At 71.7% G+C, this 22,489-nt stretch carries 22 protein-coding genes and 1 pseudogene; 14 read left to right on the forward strand and 9 right to left on the reverse strand.

Going from position 1 to position 22,489, the window contains the following annotated elements; translation table 11 throughout:
• Positions 1-74 precede the first annotated feature (74 nt).
• A complete protein-coding gene (locus tag ET989_RS04495; protein ID WP_206662228.1) occupies positions 75-1,490 on the reverse strand; it encodes an NAD(P)H-quinone dehydrogenase in 1,416 nt (471 codons plus the stop codon).
• Positions 1,491-1,564: 74 nt separating this feature from the next.
• Here ET989_RS04495 and ET989_RS04500 point away from each other — a divergent pair, with 74 nt between their 5' ends.
• The 5 genes from ET989_RS04500 (at position 1,565) to ET989_RS04520 (ending at position 7,662) form a co-directional block, all read left to right on the forward strand.
• Positions 1,565-2,368 (forward strand): purine-nucleoside phosphorylase, encoded by an 804-nt coding sequence (locus tag ET989_RS04500; protein WP_131167479.1) that lies wholly within the window; start codon positions 1,565-1,567, stop codon positions 2,366-2,368.
• Positions 2,368-4,017 carry a phospho-sugar mutase gene (locus ET989_RS04505; protein ID WP_131167362.1) on the forward strand — a complete coding sequence of 550 codons (1,650 nt, stop codon included), beginning with the start codon at positions 2,368-2,370 and terminating at the stop codon, positions 4,015-4,017. The genes ET989_RS04500 and ET989_RS04505 overlap by 1 nt, the downstream gene beginning before the upstream one ends.
• Positions 4,014-4,583, forward strand: a complete 570-nt coding sequence (locus ET989_RS04510; RefSeq protein ID WP_131167363.1) for a nucleoside/nucleotide kinase family protein — start codon at positions 4,014-4,016, stop codon at positions 4,581-4,583. The genes ET989_RS04505 and ET989_RS04510 overlap by 4 nt, the downstream gene beginning before the upstream one ends.
• A 56-nt stretch (positions 4,584-4,639) precedes the next feature.
• The gene (locus ET989_RS04515) at positions 4,640-6,496 is read left to right on the forward strand and encodes a S8 family peptidase (protein ID WP_131167364.1); all 1,857 of its coding nucleotides are present in this window, start codon (positions 4,640-4,642) and stop codon (positions 6,494-6,496) included.
• A 179-nt stretch (positions 6,497-6,675) separates the two neighbouring features.
• The gene (locus tag ET989_RS04520) at positions 6,676-7,662 is read left to right on the forward strand and encodes an SDR family oxidoreductase (RefSeq protein WP_131167365.1); all 987 of its coding nucleotides are present in this window, start codon (positions 6,676-6,678) and stop codon (positions 7,660-7,662) included.
• A 74-nt stretch (positions 7,663-7,736) separates the two neighbouring features.
• Here ET989_RS04520 and ET989_RS04525 read toward each other — a convergent pair whose 3' ends face one another.
• The 5 genes from ET989_RS04525 to fabG are packed head-to-tail and all read right to left on the reverse strand — an operon-like array spanning position 7,737 to position 11,845.
• Entirely contained in the window at positions 7,737-8,927 is a 1,191-nt protein-coding gene (locus tag ET989_RS04525) for an SPFH domain-containing protein (protein ID WP_131167366.1), read from the reverse strand.
• A 55-nt stretch (positions 8,928-8,982) separates the two neighbouring features.
• Complete coding sequence (locus tag ET989_RS04530; protein ID WP_131167367.1) at positions 8,983-9,447, reverse strand: NfeD family protein; 465 nt, start codon at positions 9,445-9,447, stop codon at positions 8,983-8,985.
• A gap of 3 nt (positions 9,448-9,450) precedes the next feature.
• Positions 9,451-10,263, reverse strand: a complete 813-nt coding sequence (locus ET989_RS04535; protein ID WP_131167368.1) for an ABC transporter ATP-binding protein — start codon at positions 10,261-10,263, stop codon at positions 9,451-9,453.
• A 50-nt stretch (positions 10,264-10,313) separates the two neighbouring features.
• Complete coding sequence (gene fabI / locus ET989_RS04540; protein WP_131167369.1) at positions 10,314-11,087, reverse strand: enoyl-ACP reductase FabI; 774 nt, start codon at positions 11,085-11,087, stop codon at positions 10,314-10,316.
• Positions 11,088-11,131: 44 nt separating this feature from the next.
• Positions 11,132-11,845, reverse strand: a complete 714-nt coding sequence (fabG, locus tag ET989_RS04545; RefSeq protein WP_131167370.1) for a 3-oxoacyl-ACP reductase FabG — start codon at positions 11,843-11,845, stop codon at positions 11,132-11,134.
• A 50-nt stretch (positions 11,846-11,895) separates the two neighbouring features.
• Between fabG and ET989_RS04550 the strand changes: the two genes are divergently transcribed.
• From ET989_RS04550 to ET989_RS04580, 7 genes and pseudogenes are all read left to right on the forward strand, one after another.
• Positions 11,896-12,231 carry a DUF3099 domain-containing protein gene (locus ET989_RS04550; RefSeq protein ID WP_131167371.1) on the forward strand — a complete coding sequence of 112 codons (336 nt, stop codon included), beginning with the start codon at positions 11,896-11,898 and terminating at the stop codon, positions 12,229-12,231.
• A 26-nt stretch (positions 12,232-12,257) separates the two neighbouring features.
• Entirely contained in the window at positions 12,258-13,046 is a 789-nt protein-coding gene (locus tag ET989_RS04555) for an SURF1 family cytochrome oxidase biogenesis protein (protein WP_131167372.1), read from the forward strand.
• A complete protein-coding gene (locus tag ET989_RS04560; RefSeq protein ID WP_131167373.1) occupies positions 13,027-13,785 on the forward strand; it encodes an SDR family oxidoreductase in 759 nt (252 codons plus the stop codon). The genes ET989_RS04555 and ET989_RS04560 overlap by 20 nt, the downstream gene beginning before the upstream one ends.
• Positions 13,786-13,790: 5 nt before the next feature.
• Positions 13,791-14,594, forward strand: coding sequence for a putative RNA methyltransferase (locus tag ET989_RS04565; protein ID WP_131167374.1), 804 nt, complete (start codon positions 13,791-13,793; stop codon positions 14,592-14,594).
• Positions 14,595-14,611: 17 nt separating this feature from the next.
• On the forward strand, positions 14,612-15,541 hold the full coding sequence (gene cysK / locus ET989_RS04570; RefSeq protein WP_131167375.1) for a cysteine synthase A: 930 nt from the start codon (positions 14,612-14,614) through the stop codon (positions 15,539-15,541).
• Positions 15,542-15,592: 51 nt separating this feature from the next.
• Positions 15,593-15,700: pseudogene (locus ET989_RS04575) on the forward strand (serine O-acetyltransferase); the annotation flags it as partial.
• A 31-nt stretch (positions 15,701-15,731) separates the two neighbouring features.
• A complete protein-coding gene (locus ET989_RS04580) occupies positions 15,732-16,460 on the forward strand; it encodes a glutamine amidotransferase (RefSeq protein ID WP_131167376.1) in 729 nt (242 codons plus the stop codon).
• Between the two features lie 112 nt (positions 16,461-16,572).
• On the opposite strand, the gene ET989_RS04585 is transcribed toward ET989_RS04580, so the two are convergent.
• Positions 16,573-17,532, reverse strand: a complete 960-nt coding sequence (locus tag ET989_RS04585) for a diacylglycerol/lipid kinase family protein (protein WP_165490031.1) — start codon at positions 17,530-17,532, stop codon at positions 16,573-16,575.
• 30 nt (positions 17,533-17,562) lie between these two features.
• On the opposite strand from ET989_RS04585, the gene ET989_RS04590 reads away from it, so the two are divergent.
• Positions 17,563-17,859, forward strand: a complete 297-nt coding sequence (locus ET989_RS04590; RefSeq protein WP_131167378.1) for a chorismate mutase — start codon at positions 17,563-17,565, stop codon at positions 17,857-17,859.
• A gap of 80 nt (positions 17,860-17,939) precedes the next feature.
• A complete protein-coding gene (locus ET989_RS04595) occupies positions 17,940-19,106 on the forward strand; it encodes a hypothetical protein (protein ID WP_131167379.1) in 1,167 nt (388 codons plus the stop codon).
• 388 nt (positions 19,107-19,494) lie between these two features.
• Here the strand turns inward: ET989_RS04595 and ET989_RS04600 are convergent, their stop codons facing one another.
• Together ET989_RS04600 and ET989_RS04605 are read right to left on the reverse strand one after the other, a co-directional pair.
• Positions 19,495-21,378 (reverse strand): penicillin-binding transpeptidase domain-containing protein, encoded by a 1,884-nt coding sequence (locus ET989_RS04600; RefSeq protein ID WP_131167380.1) that lies wholly within the window; start codon positions 21,376-21,378, stop codon positions 19,495-19,497.
• A 1-nt stretch (position 21,379) separates the two neighbouring features.
• The gene (locus ET989_RS04605; RefSeq protein ID WP_131167381.1) at positions 21,380-22,486 is read right to left on the reverse strand and encodes a GuaB3 family IMP dehydrogenase-related protein; all 1,107 of its coding nucleotides are present in this window, start codon (positions 22,484-22,486) and stop codon (positions 21,380-21,382) included.
• Between the last annotated feature and the right edge of the window lie 3 nt (positions 22,487-22,489).

Raw genomic sequence — 22,489 nt, forward strand, 5'->3', positions numbered from 1 at the left:
CAAGTCGCGCTCCCGACCCGTATGCCTACCCGGAGTTACCCACGATTCGCCCCATGGGTGGGGATCGATCATCTTTAGTAGCTGATCCCCTCGTCGCCGCCGTGGCCGTGCAGGCGGCGGGCGGCCTCGGCGACCGTGCCCGACAAGGACGGGTAGACGGTGAACGCCTGGGCCATGTGGTCGACCGTCAGGCGGCGGCGCACGGCCAGGGCGAGGGAGTGGATCAGCTCGGACGCCCCGGGCGCGACGACGACACCGCCGATGATGACACCGGACGGGCTGCAGAACACCTTCACGAAGCCGTGGTTCAGGTCCTGCATCTTCGCGCGCGCGTTGGAGTGCAGCTGCATCATGATCGCCCGGCCGCGGACCAGGTCGGAGTCGAGCTGGTCCTGCGTGACGCCGACGGTCGCGATCTCGGGCGAGGTGAACACGTTCGCGGAGATGTGGCGCGGGTTGAGCGGGGCCACCGCGTCGCCGAGGGAGTGGTACATGGCGTTGCGGCCCTGCATGGCCGCCACGGACGCCAGCGGGTACACGCCGGTCACGTCGCCAGCGGCGTACACGCCGCGCGCGCTGGTGCGGGAGACGCCGTCGACCTGGATGTGGCCGGACGGGGTGAGCTCGATGCCCGCCTCCTCCAGACCCAGGTCCTCAGTGTTGGGGATCGAGCCGACGGCCATCAGCACGTGGCTGCCCTCGACCTCGCGGCCGTCCTCGAGGGTGACGATGACGCCGTCCTCGGTGCGCCGGGCGGCGATGGCGCGGGCCTGGGAGAGGATCTCCATGCCTCGGGCCTCGAACACGTCCTGGATGACGCGGGCGGCGTCCGAGTCCTGGCTGGGCAGCACCATGCGGCGCGAGCTGACGAGGACGACCTCACACCGCAGCGCGTGGTAGGCGCTGGCGAACTCGGCTCCGGTGACGCCCGAGCCGACGACGATGAGCTTCCGCGGCATCTCCGCCAGGTTGTACATCTGCTTCCAGTTGAGGATGCGCTCGCCGTCGGGCCTGGCGTCGGCCAGATCGCGCGGGCGGGTGCCGGTAGCGACCAACGTGATGTCGGCGCTCAGTCGCTCCTCGACGCCGTCGGGCGTGATGGCGATGACGTGCTCGGTGCCGTCGAGGCGGCCCTTGCCGCGGATGGTGCGGATGCCCTCCTCGTTCAGGCGGGCCTGGATATCGGCGCTCTGCTGGGCGGCGAGCTTCAGGAGGCGCTCGTTCATGGCCACAGCGTCGACCCGGACGCCGTCGAGCAGGCTCGTGCGCGACGCGTCGGCGGGCACGAGGCCCAGCTTCGTGGCCTTGCGGATGCGCGTCATGACGTCCGCCACCGCGATCAGGCCCTTCGAGGGCACCACGTCGGTCAGCACGGCGGAGCCGCCGACACCCGCCTCCTCGACGATCGTCACGTTCCCGCCCAGGTGGGCGGCCACGAGTGCCGCCTCATAACCGCCGGGCCCACCACCGATGATCACCACGTTCGTCACGTCCCGCATTCTTCCATGGACCCGCGGGGTGGTCGAAGCGAGAATGGCACGGCCTGAGTAGGCTGCGACGGGTGATGACGCACGACGACCCGTACGCCCTGGCCCAGCAGGCCGCTGCAGCCCTCACGAGCCGTCTGGGGGTGGAGCACATCGACGTGGCCCTCGTCCTCGGATCGGGTTGGTCGACCGCCGCCGCCGACCTGGGCGACGTGATCGCCGAGGTGCAACTGGGCGACCTGCCCGGGTTCTCCGCGCCGGTCGTCGCCGGGCACGGCGGGGCCGTCCGCGCGCTGCGCCTGCCGTCCGGCCGCGTCGCCGCGCTGTTCACCGGGCGCACCCACTTCTACGAGGGCAAGGGGCCGGACGCCGTCGTCCACGGCGTCCGCACGGCGGCCGCCGCCGGCGCGACTCGCCTCGTCCTCACCAACGGCTGCGGGGGCCTGGACCCCGCGTGGGCGCCCGGCACGCCCGTGCTGATCGCCGACCACATCAACCTCACGGGCGCCACCCCGCTGCACGGCGCGAACTTCGTCGACCTGACCGACGCCTACTCTCCCGCGCTGCGCGACCTCGCCAGAACGGTCGACCCCGACCTCGACGAGGGCGTGTACGTCCAGTTCGCCGGGCCGCAGTACGAGACCCCGGCCGAGGTGGGCATGGCCCGCGCCATCGGCGGCACGCTCGTCGGCATGTCCACCGCGCTGGAGTGCATCGCCGCCCGCGAGGCCGGCCTGGAGGTGCTGGGCATCTCCCTGGTCACCAACGCCGCCGCCGGCATCACCGGCGAGGTTCTCGACCACACGGAGGTCATCGAGGCCGGCCGCAACGCCGTCCCGCGCCTGCGCGCCCTGCTCGCGGGCCTGTTGGAGGTGCTGTGATGCTGAACGCCGAGCGCCTCGAGGCCATCCGGGCCTGGCAGGCCCAGGACCCCGACCAGGCCACCGTCACCGCGCTGGACCACCTGGTCGAGCGCGCGGAGGCCGGCGAGTCGGACGCCGTCGCCGAGCTGGTCGACACGTTCGCCGGACGCCTCGAGTTCGGCACCGCCGGCCTGCGGGCCGCCCTCGGCCCGGGCCCGAACCGGATGAACCGCGTCGTGGTCGCCCAGGCCGCCGCCGGCCTGGCCCGTTGGCTGGTCGAGCACGGCCACGCCGGCGCGCGCGTGCTCGTGGGCTACGACGCCCGCTACAACTCCGACGTCTTCGCCCGCGACACCGCCGAGATCCTCGCCGGGCACGGGCTGCGTCCGATGCTGACCGAGACGCACGTCCCGACCCCGGTCGTCGCCTTCGGGATCGGGCACTTCGACTGCGTCGCCGGCGTCGTGGTCACGGCGTCCCACAACCCGCCGCAGGACAACGGCTACAAGGTCTACGTCGGCAAGTCGCAGATCATCCCGCCCATCGACGGCGAGATCGCCGCCCACATCGCCGCGGTCGCCGAGGAGCCGGTCAGCGCGATCGCGCGCTCGACGGCGTACGAGACCATCGGCGAGCCCCTGCTGTCCGCGTACGTGGCCCGCGCGGCGTCGCTGGTCGCCGAGGACGCCCCGCGCGACCTGCGCTGGGTCTACACCCCGCTGCACGGCGTGGGCGCCGAGGTCGTGGCGCGCGTGCTCGACCGGACGGGCTTCCCCGCCCCGGCGCTCGTGGACGCCCAGGCCCTGCCCGACCCCGCGTTCCCGACCGTGGCCTTCCCCAACCCGGAGGAGAAGGGCGCCATGGACCTGGCGCTCGCGCTCGCCGTGGAGACGGACGCCGACGTCGCCATCGCCAATGACCCGGATGCCGACCGGTGCGCCCTGGCCGCCCCGTTCGACGGCGGGTGGCGCATGCTCACCGGAGACGAGCTCGGCTGGCTGCTGGCCGACGACGCCCTGCGCCGGGGCACCCCGGGCGTCTACGCGTGCTCCGTGGTGTCCTCGACGCTGCTGGGCCGGATGGCCGCGGCAGCCGGCCAGCCGTTCGAGATGACCCTGACCGGCTTCAAGTGGATCGGCCGCGTGCCGGGCCTGGCCTTCGGCTACGAGGAGGCCATCGGCTACTGCACCGACGCCGAGGCCGTCGCCGACAAGGACGGCATCAGCACGCTCACCCGCCTGCTGGCCCTCGTGGCGGCGCTCCGGGCGGAGGGGTCGTCCGTCGCCCGGCGGCTGGACGACATCGCCCGCACCCACGGCGTCCACCTGACGTCGCAGATGTCGTTCCGGGTCTCGGACCTGTCGATCATCTCCGACGCGATGGCCCGGCTGCGCGCCGACCTGCCCACCGAGCTCGCCGGGGTGCCGGTCACGGCGTCCGACCTCGGGGCGGGCTGGAACGGCCTGCCGCCCACCGACGGCGTCCTGTTGGAGGGCGACGGCGTGCGCGCGGTGGCGCGCCCGTCCGGCACCGAGCCGAAGCTGAAGGTCTACCTGCAGGTCGCCCTGCCCCCCGAGCGGTCGGCGGACCTGGCCGCGGCCCGGGCCGAGGCTTCCGAGCGGATGGAGGAGCTGAAGGCCGCCATGGCCTCGGCCCTGGGGCTGTGACCCGGGTCGTCCTGCTCGCCGGGCCCTCGGGCGGCGGCAAGTCCCGGCTGGCGCGGCTGGTCGGGGGGCTCCCGTTGCGACTGGACGACTTCTACCTCGACGCGGACGCCCCCGCGCTGCCCCGCGCGCACGGCATCGTCGACTGGGACGACCCCGCCACCTGGGACGCCGCGGGCACCGTCCACGCGCTGTCGTGCCTGGTTCGGGACGGGCGGTGCGAAGTGCCGTCCTACTCGATCGCGGAGTCCCGCCGGGTGGGCTCCCACACGCTCGAGCTGGGCCACCACGACCTCATCGTCGCGGAGGGCATCTTCGCCATCGAACTGCTCGCCCCGGCACGCGCGGCCGGGCTGGACGTAGAGCCCATCTACCTGGACCGCTCACGGTGGCTGGTCGGGCTGCTGCGCCTGCGCCGCGACCTCGCCCAGCGCCGCAAGCCGCCGCGAGTGTTGCTGCGGCGGGGGTGGGCCTTGTTGCGCGCACAACCGGGCTTGCGTCGCCGCGCGGTCGCGGCGGGCTTCGTCCCCCTCTCCATGCGTGCAGCTGTGCGCCGGCTAAGTAGCTGATAGCCTCCGGGCCAGCACCACCCCTCTTGCTCGCCCAGCACCCCGAGAAGGTTCCCATGCGCAGATTGTGCTCACTCGCGTTGTCCCTGGTCCTGGCCGGTGTCGGCCTGGCCGCCGCCCCCTCGCTGGCCTCCGCCGAAGACGTCGCCGCCAGCCCCGACCAGACCTACCTCGTCACCCTGAAGGGTGACGTCTCGGGCTCCAGCGCCTCCGGCGCGGCCGCCCAGGCGGGCGCCAAGCTGCTCGCCCAGTTCCCGAACACGGGCGGCATGTCGGTCAAGGCCACCGAGGCCCAGGCCGCCGCGCTCGCCAACAACCCGCTCGTCGCGAGCGTCGAGCCGAACCAGCGCATCTCCGGCGACGGTGATGTCTCCGGCACCGCGACTCAGACGGCCAACCTGCCGTGGGGCCTGGACCGTATCGACCAGCGTCGCCTGCCGCTGAGCGGCTCCTACACCTACCAGAGCAACGGTGCGGGCATCCGCGCCTACGTGTTCGACTCGGGCATCAACCCGAACCACGTCGAGTTCACCGGCCGCATCGTCGGCCGCGTCGGGTTCCTGAACTCCACCACCCCCACCACCGACTCGCTCGACTGCCACGGGCACGGCACCCACGTGGCCGGCACGGTCGCCGGCACGACGGCCGGCGTGGCCAAGGGCGCGTCGATCTACGCGATCAAGATCCTCGACTGCAACAACCGCGGCTGGCTGGCGGACTGGGTGGCCGCCATCGACTGGATGCTCGGCCAGCACCCGTCCAATGTCAGGGCCGTCGCCAACTTCAGCGTGAGCTCCGACCAGCCCAGCAGCTACATCAACCAGGCCGTCACCCGCGTGACGAACCGGGGCATCGTGGCCGTGGTGGCCGCAGGCAACGCGTCCGCGAACGCCTGCAACTCCTCGCCCGCCGGGACGCCGTCCGCCATCACGGTGGCCGCGTCGACCTCGGCCGACCGCCAGGCGTCGTTCAGCAACTACGGCAGCTGCGTCGACCTGTACGCCCCGGGTGAGAACATCCGCTCGTCGGTCTACAACTCCAACAACGCCTACGCGAACTGGAGCGGCACATCGATGGCCGCCCCGCACGTGGCCGGCGCCGCCGCGATTCTGTGGCAGGACAACCCGGGCCTCAACGCCGCACAGATCTCGAGCACGCTGGTCGGCAACGCCACCACCGGCGTGATCGTGAACCCGACCACGGGCACCCCGAACCGCCTGCTGTACAACCCGCCCGTCCGCACCGCGTTCTACCTCAACGACGCCTTCACCGGCACCGCGAACAACGTGTTCAGCTACGGCGACCCGCGTGACGAGTTCTTCTTCGGCGACTGGAACGGCGACGGCAAGGACACCCCGATGATCCGCCGTGGCAACCAGTTCCTGATCCGCAACAGCAACAGCGCGGGCAGCCCCGACGTGGTCGTCTCCTTCGGTGACGCGGGCGACGTCGTCTACGCCGGCGACTGGGACGGCAACGGCACGGACACGCTGATGATCCGCCGCGGCAACCAGTACTTCGTCAAGAACACCATCGCCAGCGGCTACGCCGACTACATGTTCGCCTACGGCGACCGTGGCGACGTCGTGCTCCCCGGCGACTGGGACGGCGACAGGAAGGACACCCTGACCGTCCGTCGCGGCCACCAGTACTTCGTCAAGAACACCACGAGCACCGGCTACGCCGACTACGTGTTCGGCTACGGCAACCCCGATGACGTCGTGCTCGTCGGCGACTGGAACGGCGACCTCAAGGACACCCTCGGCGTCCGTCGTGGCAACCAGTACCTGCTGAAGAACACGACCACCACCGGCTACGCCGACATCGTGTTCGGCTACGGCGAGTCCACCGACGAGGCCTTCGTCGGAGACTTCAATGGCGACGGCAAGGACACCATCGGTATCCGCCGCTGACCCTGTCCCGGACGGCCCGGCCCCTCAGGGGCTGGGCCGTTCGTCGTCCCACCCTCCGCCGAGAGCCCCGGTGTTGTGCGCCGAGAGCCCCGGATTTGACTGCCCAGAGCCCCGGATTTGACTGCCCAGAGCCCCGACCCCGTCCACCCACAGCCCCTTGACCTGACAGAATCACCCCCATGCGCATCCTGCTCACCGGGGGAACCGGAACGATCAGCCGAGCGGTTGTCCGCCGCATCCAGGCCGAAGGCCACGAGCTCACCGTCCTCAATCGCGGGCGGGGTGAGGCCCTCCCCGAGGGCGTCGAACATCTGGTGGGCGACGCCCGAGATGAAGCCGGCCTCGCCGCCCTGCTGGGAGACCGGGAGTTCGACTCGGTCGTGCAATTCCTGGCGTTCACTCCTGACGACGTCACCCGTGACCTGCGCGTGTTCGCCGGACGCGTCGGACAGTACGTCCTGGTCAGCTCGTGCTCGACCTACCTCAAGCCGCTCCCCCACTTCCGCGTGACCGAGGACTCGCCCCAGGGCAACCCGTTCAGCGAGTACGCGCGCAACAAGATCGCCTGCGAGGAGGTGCTCCGGTCGTCCGACGCCGGCGTTCCTTGGACGATCGTCCGCCCCTCGCACACCTACGGCGAGCGCACGATCCCCACCAACTTCCACTTCGGCAACCCGTGGGCGGCGTGGCAGCGGCTCTTCGACGGCAAGCCGGTCATCGTGCACGGGGATGGCGAGTCCTTGTGGACCTTCACCTGGAACGAGGACTTCGCCGTCGGCCTCACCGGCCTCCTCGGCCATCCGGGCGCGTTGGGCCGACCGGTCCACATCACCTCGGACGAGTCGATCACCTGGAACACGGCGTTCGACACCGTGGCCGCCACCCTCGGCGTCCCGATCGAGAAGGTGCACGTGGCCTCGGCGACATTGGGCGCGCTACGCGAGGACATCCAGGCCGCGCTGGTCGGCGACAAGGCGTCCACGATCATGTTCGACAACAGCCTCGTGAAGTCGCTCGTGCCTGCGTTCGACGCCCGGGTGACCTGGGCCGACGGCGTGGCGCGCGCCTGGGAGTGGATGCAGGCGCACCCCGAGTCCATGCGTCCCGACCCCACCTACGACGCGTTCTGCGACGACGTCATTGCTCGGGTGCGTAGCTGGCGCTAGCAACGAGGGGCTCTCGGCGCACAACACCGGGGCTCTCGGCGCACAACACCGGGGCTCTCGGCGGGACCGTCGAATTACTCCTCGTCGCGCCAGGGCTCGGGGTCGGGCTGCGCGTCGGGCAGCAGGTCGGCGACCGGGTCGACGACCTCGCGCTGGGCGGTGAGCTCCGGGTTGGGTTGTCCGGTCGAGAGCCGCGCGGCCTTGCCGGCCTCGAGCTTCTGCGCCTCGGCGATGGCCTGCTCGACGGACGCCTGGCTCTTGGCCTCCTCGGCCTTCTTGGATGCCTCGATCTCGGCGAACACGTCCACCTTCTTCGGGGCCTCGAACTTCGAAGGGTCGACCCCAGCGAGGGCCTTGCCGGCCACCTCGCCGAGGTTGCCGCCGAGTCCCTTGAGGGCGTCGTTCAGCTCCGAGGGGATGATCCAGACCTTGTTCGCATCGCCGGTCGCCAGCTTCGGCAGCATCTGCAGGTACTGGTAGCTCAGCAGCGCCTGGTCCGGCTCGGCCGCGTGGATGGCGTGGAACACCGTCGTGATGGCCTGCGCCTCGCCCTCGGCCCGCAGCATGGACGCCTGGCGGTCGGCCTGGGCGCGCAGCACCTGGGACTCGCGCTCACCCTGCGCCCGCAGGATCGAGGACTCCCGGTCACCGGACGCCGAGAGGATCTGGCTCTGCCGCTGGCCCTCGGCGAGCAGGATCTGGGCGCGCTTCTCGCGCTCGGCGCGGGCGCCCTTCTCCATCGCGTCGCGGATCGTGGCCGGCGGCTCGATCGAGCGCAGCTCGACGCGGTTGACCTTGATGCCCCACTTGCCGGTGGCCTCGTCGAGGACCGCGCGCAGCTTCTGGTTGATCTCCTCGCGCGAGGTCAGGGTCTGCTCCAGGTCCATGCCGCCGATGATGTTGCGCAGGGTGGTCATGGTGAGCTGCTCGATGGCCTGGATGTAGTTCTGGGCCTCGTACGCCGCCCGCTTCGGGTCGACGATCTGGTAGTAGATGACCGAGTCGATGCCGACCATCAGGTTGTCCTCGGTGATGACGCCCTGGGGCGGGAACGGCACGACGGCCTCGCGCATGTCCATGGTGTAGGCCACGCGGTCGATGAACGGCACGATCAGGTGCAGGCCCGGGCCGATCTCGCGGTTGAACTTGCCCAGCCGCTGGACGATGCCCACCTGCATCTGTTGGATCACCCGCACCGAGAGGCCCAGGGCCACCACGGCCACGACGGCCAGCAGGATGACGATGATCAGGAACGGGTCGGGCATGTGGGCCGCCTCCTCGAGGGTTCGGACATCTCCACCACCCAGAGTAGTAGGCGGGCTAAGTGCTCAGCGGCTTGTTGCGCGGCTGGACGACCACGGTGAGGCCGTCGACCTCGATGACCTCCACCTCGACGCCGGACGCGATGGGCTCGCCGTCCCAGCTGCGCGCCGACCAGGTCTCGCCGTTCACGTTGGCCTCGCCTCCGGATGCCGTGATCTCACCCGCCGCCCGACCGGTGCTGCCGAGGAGCTGGTCGAACGTGCTGCGGTAGCCGGGGCCCTTGTGGAGCCGCTTGAGGATCTCCGGGCGCAGGACGCCCAGCAGCGCCACCGCGACGACGACCGCGACCAGCACCTGCACCCACAGCAGCCCGGGGAAGATCAGCGCCGCCCCCGCGCCGGCGAGCGCGCCGCCGGCCAGCATGAGCAGGGTCATGTCGAGCGTCAGCATCTCCGACACGGCCAGGCCGCCCGACAGCACGAGCCAGGCCACCCACCAGTTCTGCTGGATCCACTCGATCATGGGTCAGCCCTTCGCCGCCCGCTCGGGCTGGTGGCGCGCCGCGCGGGCCGCCCAGCGCCCGTCGGTCTGGGAGACCGTGAGCGGCAGGTCGAACGCCTCGCTCATGTGCTCGTCGGTGAGGACGCCCTCGATCGGCCCCGCCGCGACCACCTTGCCGCCCTTGAGCAGCATCGCGTGGGTCATGCCCGGCGGGATCTCCTCGAGGTGGTGCGTCACGAGCACGGTGGCCGGCGCGTACTCGTCTGCGACGATGTCGGAGATCGTGGCGACCAGGCGCTCGCGTCCGGCCAGGTCGAGGCCGGCGCCGGGCTCGTCCAGCAGCAGCAGCTCGGGGTCGGTCATCAGGGCCCGCGCGATCTGGACGCGCTTGCGCTCGCCCTCGCTGAGGGTGCCGAAGGTGCGCTTGCCGAGGTGCTCGATGTGCAGCTGCTTCATCAGGGACGCCGCCCGCCGGAAGTCGTCCACGTCGTAGCCCTCCTGCCAGCGCCCGACCACGGCGTACGCCGCCGAGACGACGACGTTGCCCACGGCTTCGGAGCGCGGGATGCGGTCGGCCAGCGCCGCCGACGTCACGCCGATGCGGGGCCGCAGCTCGAACACGTCCACCGCGCCCAGGACCTCGTCCAGGATCGACGCGTACCCCGATGTGGGGTGCAGGTTGGCGGACAGGACCTGCAGCAGGGTCGTCTTGCCGGCACCGTTGGGGCCGATGACCACCCAGCGGTCCGTCTCGTCGATCGACCAGGTGATCTGGTCCAGCAGCGTGGCGCCGCCACGGACGATCGAGACGTCTGCGAGCTCAACGACGGGTGCCATGCCTCAAACCTACCGGGCCGGACGCCCGGGTGACGGCTGCGGCGTCCGTGTCACGCGCCGGTCGAGTGGAGCCCGCCGTCGACGTGGATCATCTCGCCGGTGGTCGCCGGGAACCAGTCCGAGAGCAGGGCCACGACGGCCTTGGCTGTCGGGGTGGCGTCGTGGTCGTCCCAGCCGAGCGGGGCGCGATCGCCCCAGATGTCGTTGAACGTGTTGGCGCCCGGGATGGCCTTCTTGGCGATGGTGTCCAGGGGGCCGGCGGCGACGATGTTGGAGCGGATGCCGTCCGAGCCGACGTAGCGGGCCAGGTAGCGCGAGGTCGACTCGAGGGCGGCCTTGGCCACGCCCATCCAGTCGTACGTCGGCCACGAGACGCGCGCGTCGAAGGTGAGGCCGACGACGCTGGCGGGGTTGTTCAGGATCGGCTTGCAGGCCATCGTCAGGCTGACCAGCGAGTACGCCGACACGTGGATCGCCTGGGCGACGTCTTCGGGCGGGGTGGTGAGGAACTTGCCCCCGAGCGCGGTCTCGGGGTTGGCAAACGCGACCGAGTGGACGATGCCGTCCAGGCGCTCGATCCCGGCCTCCGCGAGGCGGGCCGGCAGCGCGGCGAGGTGGTCGGCGTCCGTCACGTCGAGCTCGATCACGGGCGGGGCTGGGTCGAGGCGCTTGACGATGCGGTTGGTCAGCGACAGCGCGCGCCCGAAGTTCGACACGGCGACGGTGGCGCCCTCGGCGAGGGCGATCTCGGCGACCTTGTATGCGATGGAGGTGTTCATCGTCACGCCGGTGACGAGGATGGTCTTGCCCTCGAGGATGCCCATGTGGCTCTGCCCTTCGATGATGGGAGTGGTAGGGGTGGCGTGGCCTAGTGGCCCATGCCGAGGCCGCCGTCGACGGGCAGCACGGCACCGGAGATGTAGCCCGCGGCGTCCGAGGCGAGGAACGCGACCGCGGCGGCAACCTCCGCCGGCCCGCCGAGGCGTCCGGCCGGGATGGCGGCCTTGTAGCCGGCGACCGTGTCCTCGGGGAGGACCGCGGTCATCTCGGTGTCGATGAAGCCGGGCGCGACGACGTTCGCGGTGATGTTGCGGCCGCCGAGCTCGCGGGTCAGCGAGCGTGCGATGCCGACGAGGCCGGACTTGCTGGCGGCGTAGTTGACCTGGCCCGGCGAGCCGTACAGGCCGACGACCGAGCCGATGAAGATGATGCGGCCGTGCCTGGCGCGCAGCATCGACTTCGAGGCCCGCTTGGCGACGTTGAAGGCGCCCTTGAGGTTGACGTCGAGGACCGCGTCGAAGTCGGCCTCGCTCATGCGCAGGATGAGGGTGTCCTTGGTGATGCCGGCGTTGGCCACGGCGACCTCGACAGGGCCGTGGGCCTCCTCGGCGGCCTTGAAGGCGGCGTCGACGGACGCGGCGTCCGCCACGTCGCAGGCGATGCCGAGGGCGCCCTCGGGCGCCTTGCCGGAGGTGCTCGCGGCGGCCACCTTGTGGCCCTGGGCGAGGAACTCCTCGACGATGGCCCGGCCGATGCCACGGGCGCCGCCGGTCACCAGGATGCTGCGCGGGGACTGAGTCACCGGACAACCGTAGCGTGAAGCCGTCCGTGGCGAGGCGTAGGCTGGCCAGCATGGCTGGACGCGTCGCACCCGCAGAGCCGTCGCTCATCACGAGCGCGCGGTTCGGGACGAGCCTGTCCACCGACCAGCGGGCCAAGCGGTACGTCATCACGATGCTGTTCCGCGTGGTCTGCTTCATCGCCGCCGTCGTCGCCCCCATCCCGTGGAACGTCGTGCTGCTCATCGCCGCCGCGCTGCTGCCGGGCATCGCCGTGCTGCTGGGCAACGCGCGCGACAACCGGCCGGAGGCACCGGTGACCTTCGACGAGGAGGACGCCGCCCCGCGGCTGGCGATCACGGCGGGCGAGGTCATCAAGGGAGACGTGGAACAGGAGGACGTGCGGTGAAGCGGGCGTGGCTGAGGTGGGTCCTGATGACGGCGTTCGTCGTCGCCCTCGGGTTCACCTTCGTGAACCTCGGCCAGTGGCAGCTCGACCGGCTCGACCAGCGGCGCGACCAGAACGCCAACGTCGTCGCCCACGAGGCCCAGCCCGTGGTCCCCTTCGAGCAGGTGTTCAGCCGCGAGATCACGGACGCCGACCAGTGGCAGCGCGTCGAGGTGAAGGGCACCTTCCTCGCCGACAAGCAGCTGCAGGCCCGCTACCGCAGCTTCGACGGGCGGACGGGCTGGGAGCTCGTCACCCCCCTGGAGACGACCACCGGCCAGATTGTGCTCGTGGATCGCGGCTTCGTCGAGCGCCCGCCGGGCCAGGACTTCCCGCGCACGTTCCCCGCGCCGCCCGCGGGTGAGGTGTCGCTGGTCGGCTTCGTGCGCCGCAACGAGCAGGGCAACCCGAACCAGATGACGCCGACGGAGAACACCGTCCGCCTCATCAATTCCGACGCGCTCGCCGACTGGGTGGGGCGTCCCCTCGTGAACGGGTTCATCGGCCTGATCGAGGTCACGCCGGACCAGTCGGCCGAGCTCGAGCCCGTCACTCCCCCACCGATCACCGAGGGCCCGCACTGGAGCTACGCCATGCAGTGGTTCGCGTTCACCGCGATCGCCGGCATCGGGCTCATCGTTCTGATCCGCAACGACCTGCGTGACCGCAAGCGCGCGCAGGAGCGCAAGGCGCGCGCCGCTGCCGCACCCGATCCCGCCCCCGCACCCGACCACACACCCAGCCAGGAGGCCACCCATGGATCTCGGTCTGACTGACAAGGTCTTCGTCGTCACCGCCGCCTCGGGCGGCTTGGGCCGCGCGACCGCCGACCAGCTCGTGGCTGAGGGCGCGCGTGTCGTGCTCGTCGCGCGCCGCGAGCAGCCGCTGGCGGACGCCGTGGCCGCGCTGGGCGCCGACCGCGCGGTCACGCTCGCCGCCGACCTCAATGAGCCCGACACCGCCGCCCGTGCCGCCGCGCTGGCGGTCGAGACGTGGGGACGCCTCGACGGCGCCCTCGTCAGCGTGGGCGGGCCGCCCAAGGGCTCGGTGCTCGGCACGAGCGACGACACCTACCGCGCGGCCTTCGACACCGTCGTGGTCTCCGCGCTGCGCACCGCCCGCGCGGTCGTGGCCGCGGCGTCCGGCCCGGTCGCCCTGGGGTTCGTGCTGTCCACCTCGGTCAAGGAGCCCCTGGACACCATGGCGCTCTCGAACGTCACCCGGCCCGGCCTGGCGATGCTGATCAAGCAGCTCGCGAACGAGTTCGGCGACTCGGGCTCGCGCGTGGTCGGCATCATGCCGGGCACGATCCAGACCGACCGCATCAACTGGCTCGTCGACCAGTCCGACGACCGCGAGGCGGCGCTGGCCGGCATGGGCGACTCCGCCCCGATGAAGCGCGTGGGCCAGCCGGTCGAGTTCGGCCGCGTGGCCGCGTTCCTGCTGTCGGACGCCGCGTCCTTCGTCACCGGCTGCATCATCCCTGTCGACGGCGGGCGCCTGCGGGGCCTGTGACGCCGATGGGGTTGGACGCCGCACGCGGGCTGCTGGCCTGCCCGGTCTGCGCCGGCGCGCTGACGGTGGAGGGGCCGACGGCGTCCTGTCCGCAGGGGCACGCCTTCGACGTCGCCAGGCAGGGACACCTGAACCTGCTCGGCGCCGCCCAGCCCGCCAATGCCGACACCGTCGCGATGGTGGAGGCGCGCTCGCGCGTGCTGGCGTCCGGGGCGTTCGACGCGGTGGACGCCGCGCTGGCCCGCCGGGCCGCCGGGTCACGCACCGTGCTGGACGTCGGCGGCGGCACCGGCCACCACCTCGCCCGGCTGCTGGACGCCCTGCCCGGTTCCCGCGGGGTGTCGCTGGATGTGTCGGTGCCCGCAGCGCGCCGCGCTGCCAAGGCGCACGAACGTGCGGCGTCCGTCGTCGCGGACGCCTGGGGCACCCTGCCGCTGAGGGCCCGCCGGTTCGACCTCGTCACCTGCCTGTTCGCGCCGCGCAACCTGGCCGAGTTCGCCCGTGTGCTGGGCGACGGCGGGCTGCTGCTGGTCGTCACCCCCGACCCCGAACACCTGGCGTCCGTCCGCGAGCGGTACGGGCTGCTCGGCATCGAGTCCGACAAGGACGACCGGCTGCTGCGCAGCGCGTCCGCCCAGTTCCAGGCCATCGGACGCCACCGCGTCCGCTCCTCCCTCGCCGCGGACGCCGACTTGGTGCGCGACCTGATCGCGATGGGCCCCAACGCGTTCCACGGCGTGCCCCAGGACGTGGAGGCCATCGAGACCCGCGTCGCGGTCAGCCTGTGGCTGTTCCGGCCGCTTCGCTGACCGGGTAGCTTGCACCCATGAACGTGTTCGAGAACGTGACCGACCTGATCGGCCGCACGCCGCTGGTCAAGATCAACAAGCTGCTGCCCGACTCGAAGGCCACCGTGCTGGCCAAGCTCGAGTTCTACAACCCCGCCAACTCGGTCAAGGACCGCATCGGCGTCGCCATGGTGGACGCCGCCGAGGCGTCCGGCGAGCTGACCGCCGGCGGGACGATCGTCGAGGCGACCTCCGGCAACACCGGCATCGCGCTGGCGATGGTCGGCGCCGCCCGCGGCTACAAGGTGGTGCTGACGATGCCGGAGACCATGTCCAAGGAGCGCCGCGCGCTGCTGCGGGCCTTCGGCGCCGAGCTGATCCTCACCCCGGGCCCCGAGGGCATGCGCGGCGCGGTCGAGAAGGCCAACGCGATCGCCGACGAGCGCGGGGGCGTCCTGGTGCGCCAGTTCGAGAACCAGGCGAACGTCGACGTGCACCGCCGCACCACCGCCGAGGAGATCTGGAACGACACCGACGGCTCTGTCGACATCGTCGTGGCCGGCATCGGCACGGGCGGCACCATTTCGGGCGTCGGCCAGGTGCTCAAGGAGCGCAAGCCCGACGTGCGCCTGGTCGCCGTCGAGCCGGCCGAGTCCCCGATCCTGTCCGGCGGGCAGCCCGGGCCGCACAAGATCCAGGGCATCGGGGCGAACTTCATCCCGGCGATCCTGGACCGGTCGGTGATCGACGAGGTCCTCACCGTGACGTCCGAGGACGCGGTGGCGACGGCGCGCGACGCCGCCCGCACCGAGGGGCTGCTGGTCGGCATCTCGTCCGGCGCGGCGCTCAAGGCGGCCGGCGAGGTGGCCGCGCGCGAGGAGAACGCGGGCAAGACCATCGTCGTGGTCATCCCGAGCTTCGGCGAGCGGTACCTGTCGTCGGTCCTCTATGCGGACCTGATGGATTGAGCCTCGCCCGACGTGCTGGAGTAGCGCCATGAGTGGGCCCACACCCCCGCCTCGCGGGGCGGCTTCAAGCGGCACCCCACCATCGGCGACGGCGTCCTGTTGGGCGCGGGCGCCAAGGTGATCGGCCCCATCAGGGTCGGGGCGGACAGCCGGGTCGGCCCGGTCGCCTGACCCCTTTCGAAGGAGAATCGTGAAGCCGTTCCTGCACCTGTCGATCCGCGACCACGACCGGGCCGTCGCGGCCGAGTTCGACGCCATCGCGTCGTTCGGTGGGCTGAAGCCGGGACAGCTCGTCCAGCTCCGCGTTGAGCAGGCGCCCCTGCCCGTGATCCGGCCGGACGACTATTCGGGCCTCATCATCGGCGGCGGGCAGTTCAACACCTCCGACGAGATCAAGACCGACAACCAGCGCCGCGTCGAGGGCGATCTGGCCAGGATCATCGACGTGGCGCTGGCCGAGCACGTCCCGCTGATCGGGCTGTGCTACGGCGTCGGCATCGTCACCCAGCACCTGGGCGGGCTGGTCGACCGCACCTACGGCGAGACCACCTCGGCGGTGGAGGTGACGCTGACCGAACACGGCCGCGTCGACCCGCTGTTCGAGGGCGTGCCGGACCGGTTCATGGCGTTCACCGGCCACAAGGAGGCCTGCTCGCGGACGCCGAACGACGCCGTGCTGCTGGCCACGGGGACGGCGTGCCCGGTGCAGTCGTTCCGCGTCGGCCAGCGCGCGTACGTGACGCAGTTCCACCCCGAGCTGGACGTCGAGCGCCTCGTCGAGCGGATGGTCATCTACCGCAACGCCGGCTACTTCGACCCCGACGAGTTCGACAACCTCGTCGAGGCCGCCCACGCCGCGGGCGTGGACGACTCCCCCGGCAAGATCCTTCGCAACTTCGTGGAACTCTTCGCCCGCTGACGCCCCCTCCGCCGAGAGCCCCGGGTTTGGGTGCCGAGAGCCCCGGGTTTGGGCGCCGACAGCCCCGGGTTTGGGCGCCGAGAGCCCCGGGTTCGTGTGCCGACAGCCCCGTTCAGGGCCCGGGCGTCCGCACCAGCAACGCTCCCTCCTGGACACGGATGCGCAGGTCGGCCACCTCGCCCACCACGTCCCCGTCGAGGTGGAGGGGGGCGGGTTCGTCGGGCACGGCCCACAAGGTCCGCATGCGCGAGTAGCGCAGGGCGGCGGCCTCCCAGCGATGGTGCGTGATCCCGGCCCACGCGATGGAGGCCCACTGCGTCGGCGTCCGCAACGGCACCTCGAGGCAGTCGAGGTGACCGTCGTCCACCCGCGAGCCGGGGAACACGTCGATCCCGCCCGGGATGCTGCCCGAGTTGGCGACCAGGATCGTCCACGTGGAGAGGCGGCGGCCGGGTGCGCTGTCGATCGACAGGCGCATCCTGAGCGGCTTGCTCAGCAGGTGGCGCGACCCCATCGCGAGGTAGGCGAGCCAGCCGAGGCGTGACTTGGTGCCCCGATCGGTGGCCAGCACGGTCGCGGCGTCGTGCCCGAGCCCGGCCATGACGAGGAACACGTACTCGTCTGTCGGCGCGCCGCTCGTGCCGTCGGTGACGAGGCGCCAGCTCGCCCAGCCCACGTCGATCGGACGCGGTGCGCCGTACAACGCGCGGTGGACCATCAGGCGCGGGTCGCGCGTGCGCAGGCCGAGGTTGAACGCGAACAGGTTGGCGGTGCCCAGCGGCAGGACGCCGAGGTGTACGCCCGTGCTCGCCACCGCACGGGCCACCTCCCGGACCGTCCCGTCGCCACCGCCGACCACGAGGTGCCGGGCGCCCTGGGCCACGGCCTCGCGGGCCTGCGCCCAGCCGGTCTCCTCGGCCGTCGTCTCGAGGATGCGGGGCGCGGGCAGGCCGGCGTCCGCGCACGTCCGCTCGAGCGTGTGCCGCGCAACGGCGTAGCGCTTAGCGGTCGGGTTGAGCACCGCCCAGACCGGGACGCCGGCGTACGGGGCTCGTTCTGGAGCGGCACTCACGACCCCCATTGTGCTCGCTAGTGTGAGCGCATGAGCGAGATCCCGGCCGACTTGGCTGGCCTGCGTGCCAGCATCGACAACCTCGACCAGGCGCTCGTGTGCCTGCTGGCCGAACGGTTCCGCATCACCCAGGAGGTTGGTGTCCTCAAGGCGACGCGCGGCCTGCCGCCCGCCGACCCCGAGCGCGAGAAGGCCCAGATCGCACGGCTGCGTGCCCTGGCGGACGCCGCGGGTCTCGATCCCGAGTTCGCGGAGAAGTTCCTGACCTTCATCGTCACCGAGGTCGTCCGCCACCACGAGCAGATCGCGCGCGACCACCACGGCTGAGGGCTGTCGGCGGACAAGGCCGGGGCTCTCGGCGCACGGAACCGGGGCTCTCGGCGGATGGGGGGCACTAGGGTGCAAACGTGCCCATCGAACAAGACCTCATCGTCACGCTCCTGCAGGGGCACACCGACCGCAAGGAGGAGGCGCATGTTCTCGAGCTTCTCCGCGAAGCGTCCGCCCCCACCCTCGACAAGGTGCTGCGCGAGGTGGACGCCGCCCTCCTGTTCCGCAGCCTGGACGACCACCTGCTCGGCCCCGCCAACCACGCGGCCCTGCGTGACCTGCTGGTCGAGCGCATCGGCGAGCTGTCGATCGCCGCACAGGCCAACGTTGCCTACGGCTTGCAGGCCGGCATCACCGGCCGCGCCGACGAGGAGGCCATCTCGGCGATCTTCCACGCGCGCAAGGGCATCGAGCTCACCCAGCTCAAGAACCAGATGAACAGCCGCACCGACGCACACGACCTCGAGGGGCTCGTCTTCGGCGACATCGACGACGAGGGCATCCGCGTCGAGATCCTCGACCACATCGCCGAGCAGGCCGCGGGCGTCCACACCGGCGAGTCCAAGGTGCTGTGCGACATTGACGACACGGTGATCTGCGCGCTGCACGACGACCGCTACCCCAAAGGGACGATCTACCCCGGCATCCTTGCCCTGCTGGAGGCGCTCGACCGCGGGCACGACGACGAGCCCTTCTCGACCGGCGACCTCACCTTCGTGACCGCTCGGCCCGGCGACGCCCTCGGGCTCATCGAGAACCACACCCGGAGCAGCCTGCGGCGGGCCGGCATCGCGACCCACTCCGTGCTGACCGGCACGCTGTCGGCGCTCGTCACCCACGACCTGATGGCCGGGCAGAAGATCGCCAACATCGACCACTACCGCCAGCTGTTCCCGGAGTATCGCAAGCTGTTCATCGGCGACTCGGGCCAAGGCGACGTCCGCGTCGGCGAACTGCTGCTGGAGCGCTTCGGCGACGTCGTCGACATCGTGGTCATCCACGACGTGGTCGGCACGCCGGAGGACGAGCGCGCCGCGCACGCTGCGGCCGGCATCCACTTCGTCGACACCTACATCGGCGCCGCCCGGCTGATGCACGAGCGCGGGCTGATCGCCGAGGCAGGCCTCGAACGCGTGATCTCCGAGTCGTACGCCGCGCTGGACGCCATCGCGTGGCGCTCCCCCGAGCAGCGCGCCGCCATCCAGGCCCTGCTCGACCGGGACGCCGCACCGGCCACCGCCTGAACCCACCGGGCGACACCATGGAACGCGAATCCCTGTCCGCACGCACCGGCTTCACGGCACCCTGACCGATGCTGCCCGGCAAGCGTTCGGTGGGTGTGGTCGACGGACGCCGCACGTACGGCAACGCGATCATGCTGCGGGCGGTGCTGAGTTCGGTCCGCCGAGGGCTTGGGTTCAGTCCGCCGAGGGCTTGGGTTCAGTCCGCCGAGGGCTTGGGTTCAGTCCGCCGAGGGCTTGGGTTCGGGGCTCTTGGCACAAAACACCGGGGCTCTCGGCGCACAAGACCGGGGCTCTCGGCACAAAACACCGGGGCTCTCGACACAGAACACCGGGGCTCTCGGCACAGAAGGCCGGGGCTCTCGGCGCAGAAGACCGGGGCTCTCGGCGGTCAGGCGGTCGCGCCCAGCAGGGCGGACGCCAACGCCACGGCATCGCTGGAGCCGGTGGCGTCCTCGACAAACGCCGCGACGGCCAGGTCTCCGCGGGTCGCGACGACCCAGCCGTGGTACTTCACCGGCGCCGGGCCCCAGCTCGCGGTGCCCGTCTTGGCCGCCACGTCGCCGAGCGACCCCAGCGCCGACGCCGTCCCGCCGGTGACCACGCCGCGCATCAGCTCGCGTAGCGCCGCCGCCTCACCAGCCGTCAGAGGCGTGGCGGGCGCAGCCGCAGCACGCCCCGGCTCCTCCACCAGAACCGGCGAGACGGTCTTCTGAGCAGCCACCGAGGCGGCCACGGTGGCCATGCCCAACGGGGAAGCGAGCACTCGGCCCTGACCGATCATGGCGCCGGCCGTCTCGGCGGGCGTCCCGTCGGTCGGCACCGACCCCAGGAACCCACCCACGACGAGGTTCGGCTCCGCCGTCAGGCCCAGCGAGCCCGCGGCGTCCACCAGCGCGTCGACGCCCAGGGCGTCCGCCTGAACCAAGAACGCCGAGTTGCACGACCACGCGAACGCCTCGCGCAGCGGGACTTGGCCCAGCGCCGAGGCCGGGTAGCCGGCCCAGTTGTCGAAGCGGTAGCCGTCGACGACGTAGCCGTCGTAGCACTCGACGAGCGTGTCCGGTGTCGCCCCCGCGCGCAGCATCGCCAGCGCGGTCACGATCTTCATCGTCGACCCGGGCGCGTACTGCCCCAGCGTCGCCGTGGACAGCCCCCCGCCCCCCGGGCCCGACGCCGCCACGAGCACCGAGCCGTCCGAGGGCCGCAGCATGACCAGCGCGCTCGCCGACCCGATCGGCGCCAGCAGCGCCTCGGCCCGCTCCTGCAGGGGAACGTTGATGGTCGTCCACACGTCGGTGCCGGGCAGCTCGTCCACCCGGAACACCTCGCGGTCCTCTTCCTCAGGGTCCACGATCGCTATGAGGAAGCCCGTCGTGCCCGCCAGCACGTGGTTGCGCGCCTCCTGCAGGCCACCGCGCCCGACGAGGTCGCCGGCCCGGATGGCGCCGCCCGACTTCTCGACCTGCTCGGCCGTCGCGTCGCTGACGTAGCCCAGGATCGGGCGCAGGAACGAAGACGTGCGCCCGAGCGGGAAAGTGGTCTCGATGGCGCGCACGCCGATCCACTGCTGCGCCTTGCGCGCGAGCTCGCGGTCGGCGGTGTCGTGCTGGCGCAGGATGCGCGCCTCGATGAACGCTCGCGGCCCGGCCTTCCGGACCCGCTCGACGAACGCCGCCTCGTCCAGCCCGAGTTCGGCGGCGAGCTTCCCGGCCGAGTCGACGGCGGTCGCCGCGTCCGTCAGTGTCTTGTCGACCCCGAGCCGCCATGCGGCGGTGTTGGTCGCGATCGGCTGGCCGGCTTCCCCCAGAACGGACGCCCGCGGGGGCGTCCGCCGGGTGGCGCGCAGTACCTCGCCTTCGGCCAGCCCCGGAGCGACCAGGGCGGGATGGTACCGGGCCTTCCACGCGTCGCCCTCACGCACCATGACCAGGGGCGTCGTGTATTCCCACGCGGGCTTGCCCTCGTGGATCACCCACGACCACGCCAGGTCGGTGGACATCTCGCCCGGCTGGGTCGGCCGCGGCTCCCCCGCGACGGTGACGGTGGGGCGCAGCGCACCCATGCCGGCGTAGATAGCGGCGACCTGCTCGGACGCCGGCTGCAGGAAGTCCTCGTCTGAGACCTCGCCCGAGGAGAACCCCGCCGTGATCCGCGCGAGGGCGGCGTCCAGCTGTTGCGCCGGCCGGACGCCGAACCACCACACGCCCCCCGCCAGGCCCGCCACGCCGAGGATCAGCGTGAGGGCCAGGGCCAGGGCGACGGGTCTGCGCATGTCAGGCGTGGACGACGATTTCCACGCGCTGGAACTCCTTGACCTCGGTGTAGCCGGTGGTGCCCATCGCCTTGCGGAGGGCGCCGACGAGGTTCATGGTGCCGTCGGGCGTGTGCGACGGACCGAGGACGATCTCCTCCAGCGAGCCGACCCGGCCCATCCGGACGCGCTCGCCGCGCGGCAGCGTGCCGTGCCAGGCCTCGGGGCCCCAGTGCCAGCCCCGGCCGGGGGCCTCCTCGGCGCGGGCAAGCGGGGTCGAGACCATGCAGGCGTCCGCGCCGCAGGCGATGGCCTTGGCGATGTCGCCCGAGCGGCCCAGTGCGCCGTCGGCGATGACGTGCACGTAACGGCCGCCTGACTCGTCCATGTAGTCGCGGCGCGCGGCAGCCACGTCGGCGACGGCCGAAGCCATCGGCACCTCCACGCCCAGCACGTGGCGGGTGCGCCCGGTGGCCGCACCGCCGAACCCGACCAGGACGCCGGCCGCGCCCGTCCGCATCAGGTGCAGCGCCGCCTGGTAGGTGGCGCAGCCGCCCACGATGACGGGCACGTCGAGCTTGCGGATGAACTCCTTCAGGTTGAGCGGCTCCTCGTTGGCCGACACGTGCTCGGCCGACACCGTGGTGCCGCGGATCACGAAGAAGTCCACGCCCGCCCGCTCGACGACCGAGGCGAACTCCTGTGCGCGCTGCGGCGACAGCGCTCCGGCGACCGGGACGCCGGCGTCCCGGATCTGGTTCATGCGCTCGGTGATCAGCTCGGCCTTGACCGGCTCGGCGTACACCTGCTGCATGCGCTCGGTGGCGGCGACGGCGTCGCTGATCTCGGCGAGCTCGTCGAGGATCGGCTCCGGATCCTCGTACCGCGTCCACAGCCCCTCGAGGTTCAGGACGCCGAGGCCGCCCATCTGTCCGAAGGCGATGGCGGTCGCCGGGGACATCACCGAGTCCATCGGGGCCGCCACGATCGGGAACTCGAATGTCAGCGCGTCGATGTTCCAGTTGAGGCGGACGTCCTGCGGGCTGCGGGTGCGCCGCGTGGGCACGATCGCGATGTCGTCGAACCCGTACACCTGCTGGGCGCGCTTGGCGCGGCCGATCTCGATCATGGG

Origin of the sequence: Propioniciclava sinopodophylli, assembly GCF_004324755.1 — a bacterium.
Classification (GTDB): Bacteria; Actinomycetota; Actinomycetes; order Propionibacteriales; family Propionibacteriaceae; genus Propioniciclava; species Propioniciclava sinopodophylli.

What these genes read in the sequence shown, in the direction of transcription:
- ET989_RS04565 (WP_131167374.1), top strand. Translation starts at nt 13,791, where the DNA reads ATGGGGTTGGACGCCGCACGCGGGCTGCTGGCCTGCCCGGTCTGCGCC.
- cysK (WP_131167375.1), top strand. Translation starts at nt 14,612, where the DNA reads ATGAACGTGTTCGAGAACGTGACCGACCTGATCGGCCGCACGCCGCTG.
- ET989_RS04500 (WP_131167479.1), top strand. Translation starts at nt 1,565, where the DNA reads ATGACGCACGACGACCCGTACGCCCTGGCCCAGCAGGCCGCTGCAGCC.
- ET989_RS04505 (WP_131167362.1), top strand. Translation starts at nt 2,368, where the DNA reads ATGCTGAACGCCGAGCGCCTCGAGGCCATCCGGGCCTGGCAGGCCCAG.
- ET989_RS04605 (WP_131167381.1), bottom strand. Translation starts at nt 22,486, where the DNA reads ATGATCGAGATCGGCCGCGCCAAGCGCGCCCAGCAGGTGTACGGGTTC.
- ET989_RS04560 (WP_131167373.1), top strand. Translation starts at nt 13,027, where the DNA reads ATGGATCTCGGTCTGACTGACAAGGTCTTCGTCGTCACCGCCGCCTCG.
- ET989_RS04520 (WP_131167365.1), top strand. Translation starts at nt 6,676, where the DNA reads ATGCGCATCCTGCTCACCGGGGGAACCGGAACGATCAGCCGAGCGGTT.
- ET989_RS04550 (WP_131167371.1), top strand. Translation starts at nt 11,896, where the DNA reads ATGGCTGGACGCGTCGCACCCGCAGAGCCGTCGCTCATCACGAGCGCG.
- ET989_RS04600 (WP_131167380.1), bottom strand. Translation starts at nt 21,378, where the DNA reads ATGCGCAGACCCGTCGCCCTGGCCCTGGCCCTCACGCTGATCCTCGGC.
- ET989_RS04515 (WP_131167364.1), top strand. Translation starts at nt 4,640, where the DNA reads ATGCGCAGATTGTGCTCACTCGCGTTGTCCCTGGTCCTGGCCGGTGTC.
- ET989_RS04535 (WP_131167368.1), bottom strand. Translation starts at nt 10,263, where the DNA reads ATGGCACCCGTCGTTGAGCTCGCAGACGTCTCGATCGTCCGTGGCGGC.
- fabI (WP_131167369.1), bottom strand. Translation starts at nt 11,087, where the DNA reads ATGGGCATCCTCGAGGGCAAGACCATCCTCGTCACCGGCGTGACGATG.
- ET989_RS04555 (WP_131167372.1), top strand. Translation starts at nt 12,258, where the DNA reads ATGACGGCGTTCGTCGTCGCCCTCGGGTTCACCTTCGTGAACCTCGGC.
- ET989_RS04590 (WP_131167378.1), top strand. Translation starts at nt 17,563, where the DNA reads ATGAGCGAGATCCCGGCCGACTTGGCTGGCCTGCGTGCCAGCATCGAC.
- ET989_RS04525 (WP_131167366.1), bottom strand. Translation starts at nt 8,927, where the DNA reads ATGCCCGACCCGTTCCTGATCATCGTCATCCTGCTGGCCGTCGTGGCC.
- ET989_RS04530 (WP_131167367.1), bottom strand. Translation starts at nt 9,447, where the DNA reads ATGATCGAGTGGATCCAGCAGAACTGGTGGGTGGCCTGGCTCGTGCTG.